Here is an 18,008-nt window from a genome sequence, read left to right as displayed (position 1 = left end):
CGTCGCTCCTTGCGCCTTACGAGGGTGACGTCCGGGTGTCCGGGTCCTCCCCATCCTCCGGATCGTTGGCGCCCTCCGGCATCTCCGCCTCGCGCTCCCGCCAGTCGGCGGGCAGGAGATGGTCGAGGACGTCGTCCACGGTCACCGCGCCCACCAGGCGCCCGAGCTCGTCGACCACCGGGGCGGCGACCAGATTGTACGTCGCGAGGTAGGACGTGACCTCGGCGAGGCTGAAGTCCGGGTGGATCGGGTCGATGGTCCGGTCGATCGCCGCGCCGACGAGCGAGGAGGGCGGCTCGCGCAGCAGCCGCTGGAAGTGCGCCACGCCGAGGAAGCGCCCGGTCGGGGTCTCGTACGGCGCGCGGGTGACGTAGACCTGGGCGGCGACGGCCGGGGTGATGTCCTCCTGGCGGATGTGCGCGAGCGCCTCGGCGACGGTCGCGGTCGGCGGCACGATCACCGGCTCGCTCGTCATCATGCCGCCCGCGGTGTCCTCGGCGTAGGTGAGCAGGCGGCGCACCGGCGCGGCCTCGCGCGGCTCCATCAGCTCGAGCAGCGCCTGGGCGCGGTCGGCGGGCAGCTCCTGCAGCAGGTCGGCCGCGTCGTCCGGGGCCATCGCCTCGAGCACGTCGGCGGCGCGCTCCGCGGCGAGCGTGGTGAGGATGCCGATCTGGTCCCGTTCCGGCAGCTCCTCGAGCACGTCGGCGAGCCGGTCGTCGTCGAGCGCGGCGGCGACCGCCTCGCGCCGCTTGGGCGGCAGCGCGTGCAGCGCGCTGGCGAGGTCGGCGGGCCGCATGCGCTCGAAGGCCGCGAGCAGGCTCGCCGTACCCTGGTCCGGCTGCAGGCTCTCGAAGCCGGTGACCTCCTCCCAGTCCGCGACGATCGTCTCGCCGCGGCGCAGGCCCCGCCCCGGACGGCGCACCGCGACCTTGGTGAGCAGCCAGTCGCCGGCGCGGTCCCGTTCCATCGCCACGTCGAGCACGCTCCCGGTGATGCCGGGGTCGTCCGGCGCGCCCCGCCGCCGCACGGTGACCTCGCGGTCGAGCATGTCGGCGAGCACGAGCGTCTCGCTCGCCCGCTGCTCGAACCGCCGCAGGTCGAGCCGCCCGGTGAACACCACCGAGCCCGCGCCGAAGCTGCGCACCCGGGTGATCGGCATGAACACCCGGCGGCGCGGCTGGACCTCGACGACGAAGCCGTGCACCCGCGGGGGCCGCGGTCCGGGGAGCGCGACCACCGCGTCCCGGATCCGGCCGATCTGGTCCCCGTTCGGGTCGAACACCGGAGTCCCGGCGAGGCGTGCGATGAAGATCCTCACATCGGCAGCGTAGGAGACCATCGCACCTCCCGGTCACCCGTCCCCGGTTCGGGGTCTTTTGCCCGATTGCACATGGTTAATCAACTTGCCGCCGTATCGGCCGCTATGACAGCATCCAAGACGTTTGACGGTACTTACAGGGTGGTGACGCATGCGGCGCACGAGTCTCGCGATCGCCCTCTTCTCCTCCTGCTGTTTCGGGTTCTCCGGGCCGATGGCGAAGTTCCTCGGCGCCGCCGGGCTCGCCCCGCTGGAGGCCGCCTGGCTGCGCATGGCCGCCTCCGCGGTGCTGCTGCTCGCGATCCTCGCCCTGGTACGGCCGCGCGCGCTGCGCATCCCGCGCTCCCGGATCGGCCTCGTCGCGGCGTACGGGCTGATCGCGGTCGCCGGGGTGCAGGCGCTGTTCTTCGTGGCGATCACCCGCATCCCGGTCGGGGTCGCGCTGCTGTTCGAGTTCACCTCGCCGGTGCTCGTGGTCGCCTGGGTCCGGCTGGTGCGCCGCATCCGGCCCGGCCGCGCCGCCTACCTCGGCGCGGTCATCAGCGTGGCCGGGCTCGCGGTCGTGGTCGAGGTGTGGCAGGGCATGCGGCTGGACGGGCTCGGCCTGCTCGCCGCCGCCGCGGCCGCGGCCGGGTGCGCCGGGTACTTCCTGATCAGCGACGGCTTCGGGGACGAGATGGACCCGCTCGGCCTCATCGCCTGGGGCTTCGCCGGGGCCACGGTCGCGCTCGTCCCGCTGAGCCGGCCGTGGGACATCCCGTGGGCCGCGCTCGGCGAGACCGCCACGATCAACGGCACCACGCTGCCCGCGTTCGCCGCCGCGGCCGTGCTCGTCGTGGTCGCCACCGTGGTCGCGTACATCACCGGGGTGACCGCGGTGCGCCGGCTGTCCGCCGCGGTGGGCTCCACGGTCGCCTCGCTCGAGGTGGTCGCCGGGGCGGTCATCGCCTGGGTGCTCGTGGGCGAGGCGCTCGGACCGTTCCAGATCGTCGGCGGCGCGGTGGTGATCGCCGGGGCGCTGCTCGCGCAGACCGCCGCCCGGGGCGCGGGCCGGAGCGGACGGCCGGCCGAGGACGGGGCCGCCGCGCCGGAGCAACCGCACCGGCCGCTCGCGGGCACCGCGACCGCCACCACCGGCGCGGACTCCTGATCTCCGCTCCGCTACCGTTGGCCTCATGATGCGTTCCCGGCGTTCCTGCCTCGCGGTCCCCGGCAGCAACCCGCGGTTCCTGGAGAAGGCGCAAGGGTTGCCCGCCGACGAGGTCTTCCTCGACCTGGAGGACTCGGTCGCCCCGCTCGCCAAGGAGGAGGCGCGGCGCAACGTGGTGGCGGCGCTGCGCGAGGGCGACTGGTCCGGCAAGGTGCGCGTGGTGCGGATCAACGACGCCACCACGCACTGGGCGTACCGGGACGTCATCGAGGTGGTGGAGCGCGCCGGCGACCGGATCGACTGCCTCATGCTCCCCAAGGTGGAGGACGTCGCGCACGTCGCCTGGCTCGACACGCTGCTCACCCAGCTCGAGCGCGGCCTGGGGCTGCCGGTCGGCGGCATCGGCATCGAGGCGCAGATCGAGAGCGCCCGCGGGCTGGTGAACGTGGACGCGATCGCCGCCGCCTCGCCTCGCCTGGAGACGCTCGTGTTCGGGCCCGCCGACTTCATGGCGTCGATCAACATGCGCACGCTCGTGGTGGGCGAGCAGCCGCCCGGGTACACCGAGGGCGACGCCTACCACTACGTGCTCATGCGGCTGCTCATGGCCGCCCGCGCGCACGGCCTGCAGGCGATCGACGGGCCGTACCTGCAGATCCGCGACGTGGACGGCTTCCGGCGGGTGGCCCGGCGGTCGGCCGCGCTCGGCTACGACGGCAAGTGGGTGCTCCACCCCGGCCAGATCGAGGCGGCGAACGAGGTGTTCTCCCCCAGCCAGGAGGACTACGACCACGCCGAGCTCATCCTCGACGCCTACGAGTACCACACCACGGTACGGCGGCGCGGCGCGGCGATGCTCGGCGACGAGATGATCGACGAGGCGTCGCGGAAGATGGCGCTGGTGATCGCGGCCAAGGGGCGGGCCGCGGGGCTGCGCCGTACCAGGACGTTCACCCCGCCGGAGGAGTGACCGGCCCCGGTCAGGTCGCCTCGTGGTCGTACGGCGGGATCTCGCCGTAGTTCAGCGAGCGCTGCGGGGTGAACGACGGCGGCGTGTAGAGGTCGTCGAGCGGGTCGTCGGCCCGGGACGACCCGGGCAGGGCCGGGCTCGGCGTGCGGTACCAGTCCCGCTCGATGTCATCGAGCAGGTGCTTGCGCACGAAGTGCTTCGGGTTGAGGTCCGCCGGGTCGAAGTTGCGGAACTCGGGGCCGAGGTGGGCCTGGAGGTCCGCCCGGGCGTTGTTCGCCATCCTGCGCAGCCGCCGCAGGGCGCGCCCGGCCTGCTGGGCGGCCTGTGGCAGCTTCTCGGGGCCGAAGACCAGCAGCGCGATGACCACGAGCGCCAAGACCTCAGGCCAACCGAGTCCGAACACCGCGTTCTCCTACGACGAGCGCCAGTACGCAACCAGACTAACGCTCGCCCTGCCCTGCCCGGCCCCGAGCCGCCGTCAGGACGGCTGCGGGTTCGGCACCGTCGCCCCGACCTCGACCTCGGTGGTGTGCTCCTTGCCCGCCCGCCGGTAGGTCACCTTGATCTTGTCGCCCGGCGCCTTGCTGCGGATCGTGACGATGAGCTGGTCGCCGCTGAGCATCGGCTTGCCGTCGATGGCGAGGATGATGTCGCCCGGCTTCAGCCCGGCCTTGTCCGCGGGGCCGCCCTCCTCCACCGGCGCCTGGCCCTGGAAGACGCTCGTGGCGATGCGCACGCCCTCGCCGGTGTAGGTCTGGTCGATGCTGATGCCGATGCGCGGGGTCTTCGCCACGCCCGTGGTGATCAGCTCCTGGGCGATGCGGCGCACCTGGTTCGACGGGATGGCGAAGCCGAGGCCGATGTTGCCGCTCTGGCTGCCGCTGCCGAGCGACGCGATCGCCGAGTTCACCCCGATCACCTGGCCGGAGGCGTTGACCAGCGGGCCGCCGGAGTTACCGGGGTTGATCGCGGCGTCGGTCTGGATCGCGTTGATCCAGGCGACGTCGGAGCCGCCCTCGCCACCGGCCTGCACCGGCCGGTTCACCGCGCTCACGATGCCGGTGGTCACCGTGCCGGTGAGACCGAGCGGGGCGCCGATCGCGATCACCGGGTCGCCGACCACCACGCTGTCGGAGTCGCCGAGGGTGATCGTCGGCATGCCGTACAGGTTCTCGGGCTTGACCACCGCGATGTCGGAGCTGGGGTCGGTGCCGACGAGCTTCGCCGGGGAGGTCTTGCCGTTGTTGAAGCTCACCGTGATCTGGCCGAACCGGCCCGCCGGGGCGACCACGTGGTTGTTCGTCACCACGTACCCGCCCTGGATGATGAAGCCGGACCCGGTGCCGCCCTCACGCACCCCGCGCACCTCGAGCGAGACCACGCTCGGCAGCACCCGGGCGGCCACGCCCGCGACCGACTGGGGGTCGCGGTTCACGTTGCCGGTGGGGGCCGGCTCGATGGTGTACGACGGGTCGGTGACCGACGCGCCGTCCCGCTGGGCGAGCAGGTAGCCGCCGACGCCGCCGAAGCCGCCCGCGATCAGCGCGACCACGACCGCGAGCACCACGAGCACGCCGAGGCTCGGCAGGCCGCGCAGGCCGGGGCCGCCCGGGTTGCCGCCGGGCGGGGCCGGCGGAGGCGCCCAGCCGGGGCCCATGCCGACCGCGTTCTGCGGCGGCGGGGGCGGCGGCATGCGGAAGGTGATGCCCGGGTTGCCCGGCGGGGGCACCGGTCCGGTGCCCGGCGCGCCGCCATCCATGGGCGGCCGGTCCGGGCCGCCCGGCTCCTGCCAGGACGCCCGCCCCGGCGCGTCGCCCTCCTGCGGCCGGTCCGGCGGGCCGTACGGCTGGGTCGGCGGAGCCTGCGGCGGGTGGCCCGCGGGCTCACCCAGGCCCTCCCACCGGGGCGCGTCGCGGGTGATCGGCGGACCGTCCTCTGCCGGGAAGAACTCCGGACGTCCCCGCCGCTCGGTCCGTTCCTCGGAGGTGGCGCCCGACCCGCCCTCGGTGCCAACGGGCGCGCCCTCCCGGCCGTCGCGGGTCTCGTCGGTCATCGATGCGTCACTCCCCTGCACCACAACACGCGGTCCGCGGCACGGGTCACGGCCGCGACGGTAATACTGCTCAAACCGGCATACGCGGGCCGTAAAGGACGTGGATCAGCCGAGGCGTCCCATCCAGGTGAGGGCTCGGTCCACATTGCGCGCCAGCCGCTCCCAGAGGCCGGGCTCGGCATCGTGCGGCAGCGCCGCGACGGCGGCGTCGACCACGTCCGCCGGCGCGTCGGCGAGCACGGTGTAAACATAATCGCCGCTCGACCAGATCACGTTCCCGGGGTCCCGGACCCAGATCGTATGCCCGAAACGCTCCCGTACATGCCAGTCCGACAGAGAGGTCGCATCGAGGCGTCCTTTCTGAATGAAGACTGATACCACCGATTCGCCGTCCGAGTAGCCGAGGTGCACGTAGGTGCCGTCGGTGTCCTCCCCGCCGGTGACCGGGCGGCCGTCGAGCCGCCGCTCCTCGGCGAGCACGAGCCGCAGCCGGCGCGGCAGCGTGCCCGGGACCGGCCAGCCCCGGGCGCGCAGGTGGCCCACGTCCGGGCCGTCGCCCGCGGCCGGCGAGGGCGTGCCCGCGCCGACCGGCACGGCCGTCGTCAGGCACAGCGCCAACGCCGCGAGCAGGAGCAGCAGCGTGCCGCCGCGCCCGGGCGCGGCCGGTCGTGCCCGGTCCGTCACCGCGGCGACTGCGTCGGCGTCACCGTGGGCGGCAGCGGGGTGTACTGGCCGTACTGGACGCCCCGGTGCTGGTTGGCGAACATCTCCACCGGCGGCGCCACCGGCTGGCGGGTGTCGGGGCCGCCCAGCATGAACAGCGTGCCGAGCGCCATCGCGGCCGACGCCACGCCCACCGCGACGTAGCCCATCCGGCGGGACCGGCCCGGACGGCCCGGGCCGGATGACGCCGCACCGCCCCGGCGCGGCCGGTTGTCGAGCGGGGCCGTGCCGTACCCGAGGCCGCCCCTCGGCTCGAACGGGCGTACCCGTGGCGGGAGCGGGCCGCCGGGCTCGGCCATCCGCAGCAGCGCCATGGTCAGGTCGGCGGGCACCGCCGGCGACTCGAGCGACCGCAGGCGGGACTTGAGCGCCCGTGTCGCCTCCACCTCACGGCGGCAGTCGGCACAGAACGTCAGGTGCGCCAGCGCGCGCTCGCGCTCCCGGTGCCCCAGCTCGCCGTCGACCAAAGCCGAGACGAGTTCTCCCAGATGGCTCATCGTTCCTCCCCACGGGTCATCGACGGGGGGAGCTGATCGCCGCGTTCGGAGTCCCGCGGTGCCCGGTGCTCCAGGGCCTCGCGAAGCTGGGCACGACCACGGTGGATGCGGCTGCGAACCGTGCCCAGCTTGACGCCGAGCGTGGCCGCGATCTCCTCGTAGGACAACCCCTCAATATCACACAGCACGACCGCGGCGCGGAACTCCGGCGCGAGGGCGTCGAGCGCGGCCTGGATGTCCGGCTCGAGGTGCGCGTCGTCGTACACCTGTGCCGGGGTGGGCTCCCGTCCCTTGATGCGCTCGGCCGCGTCCTCGGCCAGCCCCTCGAACCGGATGCGCTGCTTCCGCCGCGCCATGTCGAGGAAGAGGTTGGTGGTGATGCGGTGCAGCCAGCCCTCGAACGTGCCAGGCGTGTAGTTCGACAACGACCGGAAGACACGGACGAAGACCTCCTGGGTGAGGTCCTCTGCGTCGTGCACGTTTCCGGTCAGCCGGTAGGCGAGGCGGTACACCCGCGCCGAATGGGTCCGGACGACCTCTTCCCAGGTGGGCGGCGTCCACTCCCCCGCGGGATACGCGTCATAGGGAGCACCCGCCTGGTGGGCGTAATCCACCGGCACTCCTCTCGTCGGGGCCACCGCTACTGCCATGGTGCCTGGTTTCGTCCCCTCGTGCACGGCCACTGCCTGTCCTCGCCTGCATAAAACCCATCCAAAGCGTGCAACGTCCCCGTTGTGGCGCGAGTTCCCGTTCGCAGCCGTCTCCCCTAGGCTGCGAGCCATGCGAAGCGGGGAGGAGATGGACCAGATGGCCCCGACGCCAGCCGGTCCGGCGGAGGCGAGCCTGGCCTACGCCGATGGGTTCCACACGGAGGACGAGACTCTCCAGGAGGCCAGAAAACGCGCGATCGAGTGGGGGGCCGAGCCGCTCCCACCGGGCGCCGGCGCGGCCCTGTGTTTCCTCGCCACCGCGATCAACGCCCGGGCGGTCGTGGAGATCGGCACCGGGTGCGGCGTGTCCGGGCTGTGGCTGCTCCGCGGCATGCGCCCGGACGGCACGCTCACCAGCGTCGACGTGGAGGTCGAGCACCAGCGGCTCGCCCGGCACCTGTTCTCCCAGGCCGGGTTCGCGGGCAGCAAGGTCCGGCTCATCACCGGGCGGGCGCTCGACGTGCTGCCGCGCCTCGCCGACGGCGGGTACGACCTGGTGTTCTGCGACGCCGAGCCGCAGGAGTACGCCGACTACCTGGTGGAGGCGCTGCGGCTGCTGCGGCCCGGCGGCATCGTCGCGTTCGCCCACGCGCTGCTCGGCGGGCGGGTGACCGACCCGATCCGGCGCGACCCCGACACGGCCGCGATGCGCGAGGTGGGCCGGTTGATCCGGGACGACGAACGGCTCCGGCCGCTGCTGCTGCCGCTCGGCGACGGCCTGCTCGCCGCCGTCAAGCTGCCCTGAGCGCACGCGGCCGGCGCCCATGCGGCCGTCAGGCCGCGGTGAGGTAGCCGAGGAGCAGGCGCACGCCGTACCCGGTGGCGCCCTTGGCGTGGATGCCCTCGTCGGAGGTGGTACGGCCGACGGCGGCGATGTCGAGATGCGCCCACGGGCGCCCGCCCGCGAACTCGCGCAGGAAGAGCGCGGCCGTGATCGACCCCGCGCCGTAGGTGCCGTCGGTCTCCACGTTGGCGAGGTCGGCGACCTCGGAGTCGAGCGCGGGCCGGTAGTCCTCGACGAGCGGCATACGCCACAGCCGCTCCCCGGTCGCCTCCCCGGCGCGCAGCAGGTCGGCGGCGAGCTCGTCGCTGCTCGCGAACACCGCGCCGTACTCGCGGCCGAGCGCGATGCCGATCGCGCCGGTGAGCGTGGCGATGTCGATGATCGCGTCCGGGTCCAGCCGCTCGGCGGCGTAGGCGAGCGCGTCGGCGAGCACGAGGCGGCCCTCGGCGTCGGTGTTGCGCACCTCCACGGTGCGCCCGCCGTAGTGGGTGATCACGTCGCCGGGGCGCTGGGCGGTACCGGACGGCATGTTCTCGGCCGCCGCGACGAGGCCGGTAACCCGCACCGGTACGGCGAGCTCGGCGAGCGCGCTCATGATCGCGATCACCGCGCCGCCACCGGCCATGTCGGTCTTCTGGAACTTCATGTTGTCGTTCGGCTTCAGCGACAGGCCGCCGGAGTCGAACGTGATCCCCTTGCCGACGAGCACCACGTGCCGCGCCGAGGCGGCCTCGCGCGGCCGGTACTCGAGCTTGATCAGGCGGGGCGGGCGCGCGGACCCGCGGCCGACCGCGAGGATGCCGCCGAAGCCCTCGGCGGCGAGCCGCTCGGGGTCCCACACCTCCGCCTCCAGGCCGGTCTCCGCCGCGATGCGGACCGCCTGCTCGGCGAGCCACTCCGGGTTCTTGATCGACGACGGGGTGTTGGCGAGGTCCCGGTTGAGCGCGGTGGCCCGGGCGAAGACCTCGCCGCGCCGTACCGCGTCGCGGGCCGGCTCCGGCCCGGTGAACCGGATGCGCTCCACCGGCCTGCCCTTGCCCTCGCCCACGCCCGGCTCGCCGCCGCTCGAGCCGAGCATCTTGAACGCGTAACAGGCGAGCAGCGCCCCCTCGGCGAGCGCCGCCCAGGCGGCCGGCTCCGCCTCGGGCAGCGCGATGGTCAGCTCGGCGCGCCCCCGCGCGCGGCGGGCGAGCGCGGCCCCGGCCCTGCGCAGCGCCTGCGGCCCGGCGTCGCCCACGCCGTACAGCAGGACCCGGCCCACCCGGTCGCCGCGGGCCACCGGCACCTCGACGATCTCGCCCGCCTCACCCTTGGCGTCGTACTCGCGCAGCAGCGCCTCCGGCGGCAGCGGCAGCGGCACGTCCGGGGCGAGGTCCGCCCCGTACGGCACGGCGAGCAGCTCCGCCGCCTCGGGCTCCTGCCGGGTCGCGAACTCCGTCGAGGTCTGTATCGGCACCGCGTCTCCACTCCGTCCGTGCACTCTCACGCCGCGCGGGCGCACCCGGCCCACGGGCGCACCGGTGGCCACCCGGGATGAGCACGCAGAAGGTGGCCACGCACGGCGACCGCGCGGACCGGCCGGGCCGCGGCGTGTCCGAAACATGCCGACGGCCCTGGCGTGACCCGCTTCCCGACGGCCACCCGAGGGGAGAGCCACCCGAGGAAGCCAAAACAGCCAGGGCCGTGACGTATCAGATCAAAGCCGACCGACCAGGGGTGTCAGCTGACGACATTCTTCAGAGCATCGCCCAGGGCACTGGCCTCATCCGCCGAGAGCTCGACGACGAGCCGCCCGCCACCCTCCAGGGGGACCCGCATGACTATGCCCCGTCCTTCCTTGGTGACCTCCAGCGGACCGTCGCCGGTCCGCGGCTTCATCGCCGCCATGCGTGCTATCCCTTCCTGCTACTGGACTGCGTGTTCCCAACCACGACCCGTCAGTGAGACCGGCCTCAGTTCACACGTCATTCTGTGATGTCCTATTATCCCGCGTCCGACACCCAGGTAGGTAACGATCTCCTCCCAAGATGCGTTGTCGCGGCCACTAACTTGCCGCCAAACTGGGGCGTGTGAATGCCCGAGCCGCGCTGTTCGACCTCTTCGGCGACCACTTGCGCTCTCGCGGCGGACGGGCCTCGGTGGCCGCCCTGGTCCGGCTGCTCGCCCCGCTCGGCATCGCCGCGCCGGCCGTACGGACCGCGATCTCGCGCATGGTACGGCAGGGCTGGCTGGTGCCGGAACGGCTGCCGCAGGGCCCGGGGTACGCGGTCACCCCGAAGGCGGTGCGCCGCCTCGACGAGGCGGCGGCGCGGGTCTACCGGGCGGGGGCGATCACCTGGTCGGGCCGCTGGCACGTGGTGGTGCTGGAGCCGGTGCGCGAGCGGTCCAAGCGGGAGCGCATCCGCGCCGAGCTCGCCTTCCTCGGCTACGCGCCGCTGTCGGACTCCACCTGGATCGGCCCGCGTCCCGCGCCCGAGCTCGACCAGCTGCTCACCGGGGAGCGGGTGCACGCCGACCGGTTCGACGCGCGGCTGGAGGACGACCCGCGCGAGCTGGTGGCCCGCGCCTGGGACCTGACCGCGATCGGCGCGGCGTACGAGGAGTGGCTCGACCAGGCGGTGCGGCTCGTCGGGTCGCTGCCGCAGGACGCGCTGCGGGACGACCTGCCCGCCGACGACCCGCGGCGCGTGGAGCTGGAGAGCCGGGTGTTCGCGGTGCGCAGCAGGCTCGTGCACGGCTGGCGGAACTTCCTGTTCCGTGACCCCGGCCTGCCGGCCGAGCTGTTACCCCCCGGGTGGCCGGGGGACAAGGCGAGGGCGTACTTCGAACAGGAGGCGGCCCGGCTGCTGCCCGCCGCGGCGGCCTTCGTGGACCGGTGTCTCGCCGGTGAGCCGACCACATCGGGCGCCCCGGGCTCGGGTGCCGAGGACAAAGGAGTCTCATGACGGTCAGCTACGCGGTCGCCGACGCGGTGGCCACGATCACGCTCAACCGCCCGGACGCGATGAACGCCCTCTCCCTGGAGATGAAGCTCGAGCTGCTGGGCGCACTGGAGCGGGCCCGGGACGACGCCGGGGTGCGGGCGGTGCTGCTCACCGGGTCGGGCCGGGCGTTCTGCGCGGGGCAGGACCTGCGGGAACACTCCGCCGGGATGGCGGGCGGGGCGAACGGCGTGGCGGAGAAGCCGCTGATGAACACGGTCCGGGAGCACTACAACCCGATCGTGCGGCTGCTCGCCGGCATGGGCAAGCCGACGGTGGCCGCGGTGAACGGGGTCGCGGCCGGCGCCGGGGCGGGGCTCGCGTTCGCCTGCGACCTCCGGATCGCCGCGGAGGGGGCGCGGTTCGTGATGGCGTTCGCCGGGGTCGGCCTCGCGCCCGACAGCGGGGTGTCGTGGACGCTGCAGCGCCTCGCCGGGCCTGCGGTCGCCCGGGAGCTGCTGCTGCTCGGCGAGCAGGTCGACGCGGAGCGGGCGCTGCGGCTCGGGCTGGTGAACCGGGTGGTGCCGGGCGACGAGCTGCCCACCGTCGCGGGCGAGCTCGCCCGGCGGCTCGCGGCCGGGCCCACGGTCGCCTACGCGGCGACGAAGCGGGCGCTCGACTTCGCCGCCGTCCACACCCTCGACGAGGCGCTGGAGCTCGAGGCCGAGCTGCAGGCGGGGTGCGCGGCGACCGAGGACCACCGCGCGGCCGTCAAGGCGTTCCTGGAGAAGCGGCGGCCCACGTTCAGCGGCCGGTGACGACCGCGCGGTCGCGCACCCAGCAGTCCGCGAGGTGGTCGTTGACCAGGCCGATCGCCTGCATGAGCGCGTACGCGGTGGTGGGGCCGACGAAGCGGAAGCCGTAGGCACGCAGCCGCTTGGCGAGGGCCGCGGAGGCGGGCGTGCGCGCCGGGACGTCCTGCGGGGTGCGCGGGGCCGGGGCGTCCGGGTCGGCGTAGGACCACACGAGCTCCGACAGGCCGCCCGGGACCTCGAGGGCCGCGCGGGCGTTGTGGATCGTCGCCTCGATCTTGGCGCGGTTGCGGACGATGCCGGGGTCGGCGAGCAGCCGCGCGACGTCGTCCTCGCCGAACGCGGCCACGGCGGGGATGGAGAACCCGGCGAACGCGGCGCGGAAGTTCTCCCGCTTGCGCAGGATCGTCAGCCAGGAGAGGCCGGACTGGAACGCCTCGAGGCTGATGCGCTCGAACACCCGGTCGTCGCCGTGCACCGGGCGGCCCCACTCCTCGTCGTGGTAGGCGACGTAGTCGGGGGCCGAGGTCGCCCAGGAGCAGCGCACCCGGCCGTCGCCGGGGCCGCTCACCAGTCCTCCTCCCCCTCCAGCGGGTCGGCCACCGCGGCCTTCGCGGCGCCCTTTCCGGCACCCGGCCTCCCGGAGCCCTTCTCCTCGGAGGCCTTCCCGGCGGCGCCCGGCTTTCCGGCGTCCTTCTCCCCCGCGTCCCTCTCCCCGGGGTCCTGCCGCGCGGCGTCCTGCGGCGCGCTCGCCTCCGCCGCCGGGTCCTCCTTGGGCTCCCCCTGCGCGGCGGCGTCCTTCGCCGCCTCGTCGGGGGCGTCCGGGGCGGCGGGCAGGTCCTCCGTCGGCTCCTGCCGCGCCGTGCCGTTCCGCACGGCCTGCTCGCCCGTGGGCGGCGTGGCCACCGCGTCGGCGCCCTCGGGCGGCGTCAGCGGCCGGGTGGCGTCGCGGGCCGCGGTGGCGGGGGTGTGGAGCTCGGTCGGCTCGCCCTGCGGCGGCCGCGGCAGGTGCTCGGTGTGCGGCGGCCGCGCCCCTCCGGCGTACGCCTCCTGGCGGGCCGGCAGGCGGGTGCCGCGCAGCTCGGCGATCTGCTGCTCGAGGATCGCGATCCGGGTGTCCCGCTCGCTCAGCGCGGTGGCGACGCGGCGCAGCGTCTCGTCCACGGTCTGGGTGTGGTAGCCGACGAGCGCCACCGGAAGCCGCAGCGACATGAAGTCGACCGCCGTGAGCCGCCCGGCCTCGGGCAGCTCGAGCGGCGGGACGTCCGGGGGGAACTCGGCCATCTCACCGCCGTGGCCCAAGGCGACCGCGACCACGCACCCGAGGACGGCGAGCGCGGCAACGGCGAGTACGACCAGCACATAGGCATCGTGCCACAAGTCGCGGGCCGGTACCCGCCGCCCGCCGCACTCGGACGGACCCCGGGGCCCGGGCTCAGGGAGCGGCCTCGCCGATCTCTCCGGGGGTGGGGTGGAGGGGGATGCCGGGGCGCTCCAGGTGCGTGAACGCCTCCTCCACGGTGGTGGTCCAGCTGATCGCGTCGAACACGTCGGCGCGGGTGAACCCCGCGTCGTACATGCCCTGGACGAGGGCGCGCAGCGGCTCGTACAGGCCCCACGGGTCGAGCAGCACGAGCGGCCGGTCGTGCGCGCCGAGCACGCGGGTGGTCCAGATCTCGAACAGCTCCTCCAGGGTGCCGATGCCGCCGGGCAGCACGAGGAAGGCGTCCGAGCGGGCGTCCATGATCGCCTTCCGCTCGCGCATGTCCCTGGTGATGATCAGTTCGTCGGAGTCGTGGTCGGCCACCTCGATGTCGACGAGCAGCTGGGGGATCACCCCGATCGTGCGGCCGCCGCCGCGGCGTACCGCCCGGGCCACCGCGCCCATGCACGAGACGATCGCGCCACCGCTGACGAGGGTGTGCCCTCGCGCGGCGAGCACGGCGCCCACCTCGTCGGCGAGGTCGAGGTACTTCTTGTCGATCCGCTGACTCGACGAACAGAACACGCAGATGTGCACACCAGCTCCCTGACGCGATTCGGGCTCCGGGTTCGGGGTGCCCGAGACCGCCCGCGGGCCAAACCTTTACCGGAGGAGGCGGTACGGCGGCGCCGCCGGGACCGCCGGGGGCCGCGGCCCGGCCGGGCTCGGCGGGCGCGGTCAGTCCTCGCCGTCGCCGCCGGAGCCGTTCCGGCGCACGCTCCAGCCGCCCTCGCGCCGTTCCCGGTGTGCCCGGTCGGCGTCGACGATGATCTGCACGGCCTCGTCCACGTCGTCGGTGAGCGAGATGAGGTCCACGTCCTGCGGCGAGATCTTGCCCTCCACCGCGAGCGTGCCCTTCACCCAGTCGACGAGCCCGCCCCAGTACGAGGTGCCGAGCAGCACCACCGGGAACGAGGTCACCTTGCCGGTCTGCACCAGGGTGAGCGCCTCGAACAGCTCGTCCAGCGTGCCGAAGCCGCCCGGCAGCGCCACGAAGCCGCAGGCGTACTTCACGAACATCGTCTTGCGGACGAAGAAGTAGCGGAACTCCACCCCGATGTCGACGTACTCGTTCATCGCCTGCTCGAACGGCAGCTCGATGCCGAGCCCGACCGAGATGCCGCCCGCCTCGCGGGCGCCCTTGTTCGCCGCCTCCATGCAGCCCGGCCCGCCGCCGGTGATCACCGCGTAGCCGGCCTCGGCGAGGGCGCGGCCGAGCCGTACGCCGAGCTCGTACTCGGCGGAGTCCCGCGGGGTGCGGGCGGAGCCGAACACGGTCACTGCGGGGGGCAGCTCGGCGAGCGCCCCGAAGCCCTCGACGAACTCCGCCTGGATGCGCATCACCCGCCACGGGTCCATGTGCAGCCAGTCGGCCGACCGTCTGCGGTCGAGCAGGCGCTGGTCGTGCGTGGTCTCCGGAACGAACCGGCCGCGCAGCACCGCCTGCCCTTGGCGTCGTTCACGTCGTCGGATGCTCATACCGTCACGCTAGTGGCTGTGTGATCGTGCTGCCGCCGTCCGACGCGCCACACGCGGTCCCGGTCGCGGCCGTCCCCGCCCGCGGCCCGCGTCGCCGCAGGCCGGGCGAGGTTGACCCGGCCCCGGAAGGGCGCCGGAACGCCGCCGGAAAAATCTTGAACCCGCCCCGGAACCTGCGGCGCGCGCGGCCGCGTCTAAGAGGCGAGGGTGCTGCTCGGGACTGAAAGTGGCTTTCCCCGCCAGATGGCCGGCGAGGAAGGCCACTTTCTTTTTCTCCGCCGGATTCCCGGACCGCCCGGCACACCCGGCGGGTACGGCTAGCCGAGCCAGGCGAGCATGCGGCGCTCGCACTCGGCGATCGCCTCCAGCCGCACGTGCTCGGCCTGCTGGTGGGCGAGGGTCGGGTCGCCCGGCCCGTAGTTCACCGCGGGCACGCCGAGCCGGGAGAACAGCGACACGTCGGTCCAGCCCAGCTTCGCCCGCGGGGTGCCGCCCACCGCGGCGGTGAACGCGGCCGCCGCCGGGTGGGTGAGGCCGGGCCGCGCGCCGGGGGCGGCGTCGGTGAGCCGTACCTCGTAGCCGTCGAACACCTCGCGCACGTGCGCGAACGCCTCCTCCACGGTGCGGTCCGGGGCGAACCGGTGGTTCACCGTGACCACGCACTCGTCGGGGATCACGTTGCCCGCGACCCCGCCGCGGATGAACACCGCGTTGAGCCCCTCGTGGAACTCCAGCCCGTCCACCACCGGCCGCCGCGGCGTGTACCCGCGCAGCCGGTCGAGCACCGGCCCGGCCTCGTGGATCGCGTTCACCCCGTGCCAGGACCGGGCGCTGTGCGCGCGCTTGCCCGGCACCACCACGTCCGCGCGCAGCGAGCCCTGGCAGCCGCCCTCGATCACCCCGTCGGTGGGCTCCATGAGCACGGCGAAGTCGCCCGCGAGCCAGTCGGGGTGGCGGCGGCTGATCCGCAGCAGGCCGTTGCGCTCGGCCTCGACCTCCTCGCAGTCGTAGAACACGTAGGTGACGTCGCGGCTCGGCGCGGTCAGGTGGGCGGCGAGGCGGAGCGCCACCGCCACCCCGCTCTTCATGTCGCTGGTGCCGCAGCCGTACAGCAGCCCGCCCTCGACGCGGGAGGGCAGGTTGTCCGCGACCGGCACGGTGTCGATGTGCCCGGCGATCACCACGCGCTCGGGCCGCCCGAGCTCGGTGCGGGCCACGATCGCGTCGCCGTCGCGGAACACGCGCAGGTGCGGCAGCGGGGTGAGCGCCTCCTCGATCGCGTCCGCGAGCTCGCGCTCGGCGCCGCTCACCGACTCGATGTCCACCAGCCGCGCGGTGAGCGTGCCGACGTCCGCTGACAGGTCGAGTGAAGCGCCCATCTCCCCCACGCCTCTTTCGCGTCGATCTTCTGGCCGGGCGGCCGGGAATCGTCCCTGGCAGCGGCCGCTGCGGCGGCCCCGCCCGCGGATGTCAACGAAGCCTAGCGGCACCGGGAGGGCCGTAGGCCGGGTACGGTCATGACCGTGGCGTTGCGTGTGTCCCGTGGGGTTCTGGCGGTCGTGGTCGTCGTCGCCGTGCTCGGCGCGGGGATCTACGCCGGGGTGTACTTCCTGCTCCGCCGGGCCGAACCGCTGATCATGGTGGAGCAGTGCCTCGTGCGCACCCCGCAGGGCGAGCGCGTGCTCGACATCGAGCAGGCCCGCATCTCCGCGATCATCGCGACGGTGGCGGCGCGGCGCGGGCTGCCCGAGCGGGCCGTGCAGATCGCCTACGCCACCGCGATCCAGGAGTCGAAGCTGCTCAACCTGCCGTACGGCGACCGCGACTCGCTCGGCGTGTTCCAGCAGCGGCCGTCGCAGGGCTGGGGCACCAAGAAGCAGCTGCTCGACCCGGTGTACGCCACCCGGCGGTTCTTCGCCGCGCTGGAGAAGGTGAAGGACTACCAGCGCATGCCGATCGAGGAGGCCGCGCAGGCGGTGCAGCGCTCCGCGGACGGCTCGGCGTACGCCGACCACCAGGAGGACGCGGAGATCCTCGCCGCCGCGTTCACCGGGCGGGTGCCGCACGCGGTCCACTGCACCTACCCGGCGAAGGCGACGCCCGCCCCGGCGCGGGTGGACGCGGCGCGCCGGCTGCTCACCCGGACGCTCGGCGCGGCCGGGGCGCGCGCCCTGGTCGAGGAACGCTCCACCGGCGGCACCGGGTTGCGGGTGACCGCGACCGGCAAACGCGGCTGGCTCATCGCCTCGTTCGCGGTCGCCCACGCCCAGCAGTACGGCATCGCCCACGTGCGCCTCGGCGGGCTGATCTGGCGGGCGGAGTCCGGGGACGACGGGTGGACGGAGTCCGGCGCCGCGGCCACGCGCCGGTCGGAGGCGGCGGCGATGGCCGCGCCCGCCCGTCCCGCGGCGGCGCGACGCGGCCGGGCGGGACGGCTCAGGGCAGGCGCTCGACCTTGATCGAGCCAGGCGGCAGCGGCAGCGCGTACGCGGCGGTCCACGGCTGGCCCTGCACCCGCTCGAACGACAGCCGCCGCCCGTCCGTGGCGCGGTAGTCGGCGTAGTCCATGAGCCCGCGGTCGGGGTGCATGGTCATGCCCTCGGACCGGAAGGCGACCGTGCCCCGCTCCAGCGGGGCGAACTCCACGCCCTCGAGGATGAGCGTGCTCTTGGCCGGGACCATGCCCTGGGTGGGCACCTGGGTCCAGAGCATGACCTCCAGGTGGGCGGGCGAGTCCGGGTCCGGCCCGGTCTTCTCCCGCACCGACAGCCGCTGGTAGACCCTGCTGCCGTCGTCGAGCAGGTACTCGGTCCAGTGGTCGCCCTGGCGGGTCGACTTGTGCAGCGCGCCGAGCACCCGGGAGCGCGTGCCCTGGCACTCGATGAAGTCGCCGACCTTGATGGTGCGCGGGTCGAAGTAGTCGGGTGGCGGCTCGGGCACCGGGGCCGGGTTCGGCATGGCCGGTTCGGCCGGTGTCCGGCGTGCGGCCTTCGCCGCCTGCGCCGCCTCCCGGCGGTCCTGGCGGGTGGTGGCGATGTACGCGCCCAGCACGACGACGAGCGTGGCGATGCTCAGGATGAGCACTACCGCTGCTGTCATGGCGCGCGA

20 protein-coding genes are annotated in these 18,008 nt (G+C 74.1%); 6 read left to right on the top strand and 14 right to left on the bottom strand.

Annotation, left to right across the window (positions count from 1 at the left end):
- Positions 1-16 precede the first annotated feature (16 nt).
- Positions 17-1,318, bottom strand: a complete 1,302-nt coding sequence (locus tag FHX40_RS02005; RefSeq protein WP_425329283.1) for a magnesium transporter MgtE N-terminal domain-containing protein — start codon at positions 1,316-1,318, stop codon at positions 17-19.
- Positions 1,319-1,469: 151 nt separating this feature from the next.
- Here FHX40_RS02005 and FHX40_RS02000 point away from each other — a divergent pair, with 151 nt between their 5' ends.
- Positions 1,470-2,468, top strand: a complete 999-nt coding sequence (locus FHX40_RS02000) for an EamA family transporter (RefSeq protein ID WP_142258020.1) — start codon at positions 1,470-1,472, stop codon at positions 2,466-2,468.
- 28 nt (positions 2,469-2,496) lie between these two features.
- Complete coding sequence (locus tag FHX40_RS01995) at positions 2,497-3,438, top strand: HpcH/HpaI aldolase/citrate lyase family protein (protein ID WP_142261486.1); 942 nt, start codon at positions 2,497-2,499, stop codon at positions 3,436-3,438.
- A 10-nt stretch (positions 3,439-3,448) separates the two neighbouring features.
- Here the strand turns inward: FHX40_RS01995 and FHX40_RS01990 are convergent, their stop codons facing one another.
- The 5 genes from FHX40_RS01990 to sigE form a co-directional block, all read right to left on the bottom strand.
- On the bottom strand, positions 3,449-3,841 hold the full coding sequence (locus FHX40_RS01990; RefSeq protein WP_142258019.1) for a sec-independent translocase: 393 nt from the start codon (positions 3,839-3,841) through the stop codon (positions 3,449-3,451).
- Between the two features lie 75 nt (positions 3,842-3,916).
- The gene (locus FHX40_RS01985) at positions 3,917-5,491 is read right to left on the bottom strand and encodes a S1C family serine protease (protein WP_142258018.1); all 1,575 of its coding nucleotides are present in this window, start codon (positions 5,489-5,491) and stop codon (positions 3,917-3,919) included.
- A gap of 105 nt (positions 5,492-5,596) precedes the next feature.
- Positions 5,597-6,175 (bottom strand): hypothetical protein, encoded by a 579-nt coding sequence (locus tag FHX40_RS01980; protein WP_142258017.1) that lies wholly within the window; start codon positions 6,173-6,175, stop codon positions 5,597-5,599.
- Complete coding sequence (locus FHX40_RS01975) at positions 6,172-6,711, bottom strand: anti-sigma factor family protein (protein ID WP_142258016.1); 540 nt, start codon at positions 6,709-6,711, stop codon at positions 6,172-6,174. Before FHX40_RS01975 ends, FHX40_RS01980 begins: the two co-directional genes overlap by 4 nt.
- The gene (gene sigE, locus FHX40_RS01970) at positions 6,708-7,361 is read right to left on the bottom strand and encodes an RNA polymerase sigma factor SigE (RefSeq protein WP_189136222.1); all 654 of its coding nucleotides are present in this window, start codon (positions 7,359-7,361) and stop codon (positions 6,708-6,710) included. Before sigE ends, FHX40_RS01975 begins: the two co-directional genes overlap by 4 nt.
- A 130-nt stretch (positions 7,362-7,491) precedes the next feature.
- On the opposite strand from sigE, the gene FHX40_RS01965 reads away from it, so the two are divergent.
- Complete coding sequence (locus FHX40_RS01965; protein ID WP_280525098.1) at positions 7,492-8,166, top strand: O-methyltransferase; 675 nt, start codon at positions 7,492-7,494, stop codon at positions 8,164-8,166.
- A 28-nt stretch (positions 8,167-8,194) separates the two neighbouring features.
- Here FHX40_RS01965 and FHX40_RS01960 read toward each other — a convergent pair whose 3' ends face one another.
- Both FHX40_RS01960 and FHX40_RS01955 read right to left on the bottom strand, forming a co-directional pair.
- Complete coding sequence (locus FHX40_RS01960; RefSeq protein ID WP_229788872.1) at positions 8,195-9,661, bottom strand: leucyl aminopeptidase; 1,467 nt, start codon at positions 9,659-9,661, stop codon at positions 8,195-8,197.
- A gap of 263 nt (positions 9,662-9,924) precedes the next feature.
- A complete protein-coding gene (locus FHX40_RS01955) occupies positions 9,925-10,092 on the bottom strand; it encodes a DUF3117 domain-containing protein (RefSeq protein WP_093263226.1) in 168 nt (55 codons plus the stop codon).
- A 182-nt stretch (positions 10,093-10,274) separates the two neighbouring features.
- On the opposite strand from FHX40_RS01955, the gene FHX40_RS01950 reads away from it, so the two are divergent.
- Together FHX40_RS01950 and FHX40_RS01945 are read left to right on the top strand one after the other, a co-directional pair.
- Positions 10,275-11,150 (top strand): PaaX family transcriptional regulator, encoded by an 876-nt coding sequence (locus tag FHX40_RS01950; RefSeq protein WP_142258013.1) that lies wholly within the window; start codon positions 10,275-10,277, stop codon positions 11,148-11,150.
- A complete protein-coding gene (locus FHX40_RS01945; RefSeq protein ID WP_142258012.1) occupies positions 11,147-11,944 on the top strand; it encodes an enoyl-CoA hydratase-related protein in 798 nt (265 codons plus the stop codon). The genes FHX40_RS01950 and FHX40_RS01945 overlap by 4 nt, the downstream gene beginning before the upstream one ends.
- On the opposite strand, the gene FHX40_RS01940 is transcribed toward FHX40_RS01945, so the two are convergent.
- The 5 genes from FHX40_RS01940 to dapE all read right to left on the bottom strand — a co-directional run bounded on the left by FHX40_RS01940 (position 11,931) and on the right by dapE (position 16,279).
- The gene (locus FHX40_RS01940; RefSeq protein ID WP_142258011.1) at positions 11,931-12,509 is read right to left on the bottom strand and encodes a DNA-3-methyladenine glycosylase I; all 579 of its coding nucleotides are present in this window, start codon (positions 12,507-12,509) and stop codon (positions 11,931-11,933) included. The two genes, FHX40_RS01945 and FHX40_RS01940, sit on opposite strands and share 14 nt — an antisense overlap.
- Positions 12,506-13,300, bottom strand: a complete 795-nt coding sequence (locus tag FHX40_RS01935; protein ID WP_142258010.1) for a hypothetical protein — start codon at positions 13,298-13,300, stop codon at positions 12,506-12,508. The genes FHX40_RS01940 and FHX40_RS01935 overlap by 4 nt, the downstream gene beginning before the upstream one ends.
- A 73-nt stretch (positions 13,301-13,373) precedes the next feature.
- Entirely contained in the window at positions 13,374-13,958 is a 585-nt protein-coding gene (locus FHX40_RS01930) for an LOG family protein (RefSeq protein ID WP_142258009.1), read from the bottom strand.
- Positions 13,959-14,099: 141 nt separating this feature from the next.
- Positions 14,100-14,900, bottom strand: coding sequence for an LOG family protein (locus FHX40_RS01925; protein WP_142258008.1), 801 nt, complete (start codon positions 14,898-14,900; stop codon positions 14,100-14,102).
- A 317-nt stretch (positions 14,901-15,217) separates the two neighbouring features.
- Entirely contained in the window at positions 15,218-16,279 is a 1,062-nt protein-coding gene (dapE, locus tag FHX40_RS01920; protein ID WP_142258007.1) for a succinyl-diaminopimelate desuccinylase, read from the bottom strand.
- Between the two features lie 144 nt (positions 16,280-16,423).
- Here dapE and FHX40_RS01915 point away from each other — a divergent pair, with 144 nt between their 5' ends.
- On the top strand, positions 16,424-17,359 hold the full coding sequence (locus tag FHX40_RS01915; RefSeq protein ID WP_189136221.1) for a hypothetical protein: 936 nt from the start codon (positions 16,424-16,426) through the stop codon (positions 17,357-17,359).
- Here FHX40_RS01915 and FHX40_RS01910 read toward each other — a convergent pair.
- Positions 17,337-17,999 carry a DUF4178 domain-containing protein gene (locus FHX40_RS01910; protein WP_142258006.1) on the bottom strand — a complete coding sequence of 221 codons (663 nt, stop codon included), beginning with the start codon at positions 17,997-17,999 and terminating at the stop codon, positions 17,337-17,339. The two genes, FHX40_RS01915 and FHX40_RS01910, sit on opposite strands and share 23 nt — an antisense overlap.
- Positions 18,000-18,008: the final 9 nt, after the last annotated feature.

The sequence above is a fragment of the Thermopolyspora flexuosa genome (assembly GCF_006716785.1).
GTDB lineage: Bacteria > Actinomycetota > Actinomycetes > Streptosporangiales > Streptosporangiaceae > Thermopolyspora > Thermopolyspora flexuosa.
The sequence above is the reverse complement of the archived record's forward strand: the minus strand, read 5'-3'. Positions and strand labels throughout refer to the sequence as shown.

What these genes read in the sequence shown, in the direction of transcription:
- FHX40_RS01985 (WP_142258018.1), bottom strand. Translation starts at nt 5,491, where the DNA reads ATGACCGACGAGACCCGCGACGGCCGGGAGGGCGCGCCCGTTGGCACC.
- FHX40_RS01965 (WP_280525098.1), top strand. Translation starts at nt 7,492, where the DNA reads ATGCGAAGCGGGGAGGAGATGGACCAGATGGCCCCGACGCCAGCCGGT.
- FHX40_RS01955 (WP_093263226.1), bottom strand. Translation starts at nt 10,092, where the DNA reads ATGGCGGCGATGAAGCCGCGGACCGGCGACGGTCCGCTGGAGGTCACC.
- FHX40_RS01975 (WP_142258016.1), bottom strand. Translation starts at nt 6,711, where the DNA reads ATGAGCCATCTGGGAGAACTCGTCTCGGCTTTGGTCGACGGCGAGCTG.
- FHX40_RS01925 (WP_142258008.1), bottom strand. Translation starts at nt 14,900, where the DNA reads ATGAGCATCCGACGACGTGAACGACGCCAAGGGCAGGCGGTGCTGCGC.
- FHX40_RS01995 (WP_142261486.1), top strand. Translation starts at nt 2,497, where the DNA reads ATGCGTTCCCGGCGTTCCTGCCTCGCGGTCCCCGGCAGCAACCCGCGG.
- FHX40_RS02000 (WP_142258020.1), top strand. Translation starts at nt 1,470, where the DNA reads ATGCGGCGCACGAGTCTCGCGATCGCCCTCTTCTCCTCCTGCTGTTTC.
- FHX40_RS01910 (WP_142258006.1), bottom strand. Translation starts at nt 17,999, where the DNA reads ATGACAGCAGCGGTAGTGCTCATCCTGAGCATCGCCACGCTCGTCGTC.
- FHX40_RS01945 (WP_142258012.1), top strand. Translation starts at nt 11,147, where the DNA reads ATGACGGTCAGCTACGCGGTCGCCGACGCGGTGGCCACGATCACGCTC.
- dapE (WP_142258007.1), bottom strand. Translation starts at nt 16,279, where the DNA reads ATGGGCGCTTCACTCGACCTGTCAGCGGACGTCGGCACGCTCACCGCG.
- sigE (WP_189136222.1), bottom strand. Translation starts at nt 7,361, where the DNA reads ATGGCAGTAGCGGTGGCCCCGACGAGAGGAGTGCCGGTGGATTACGCC.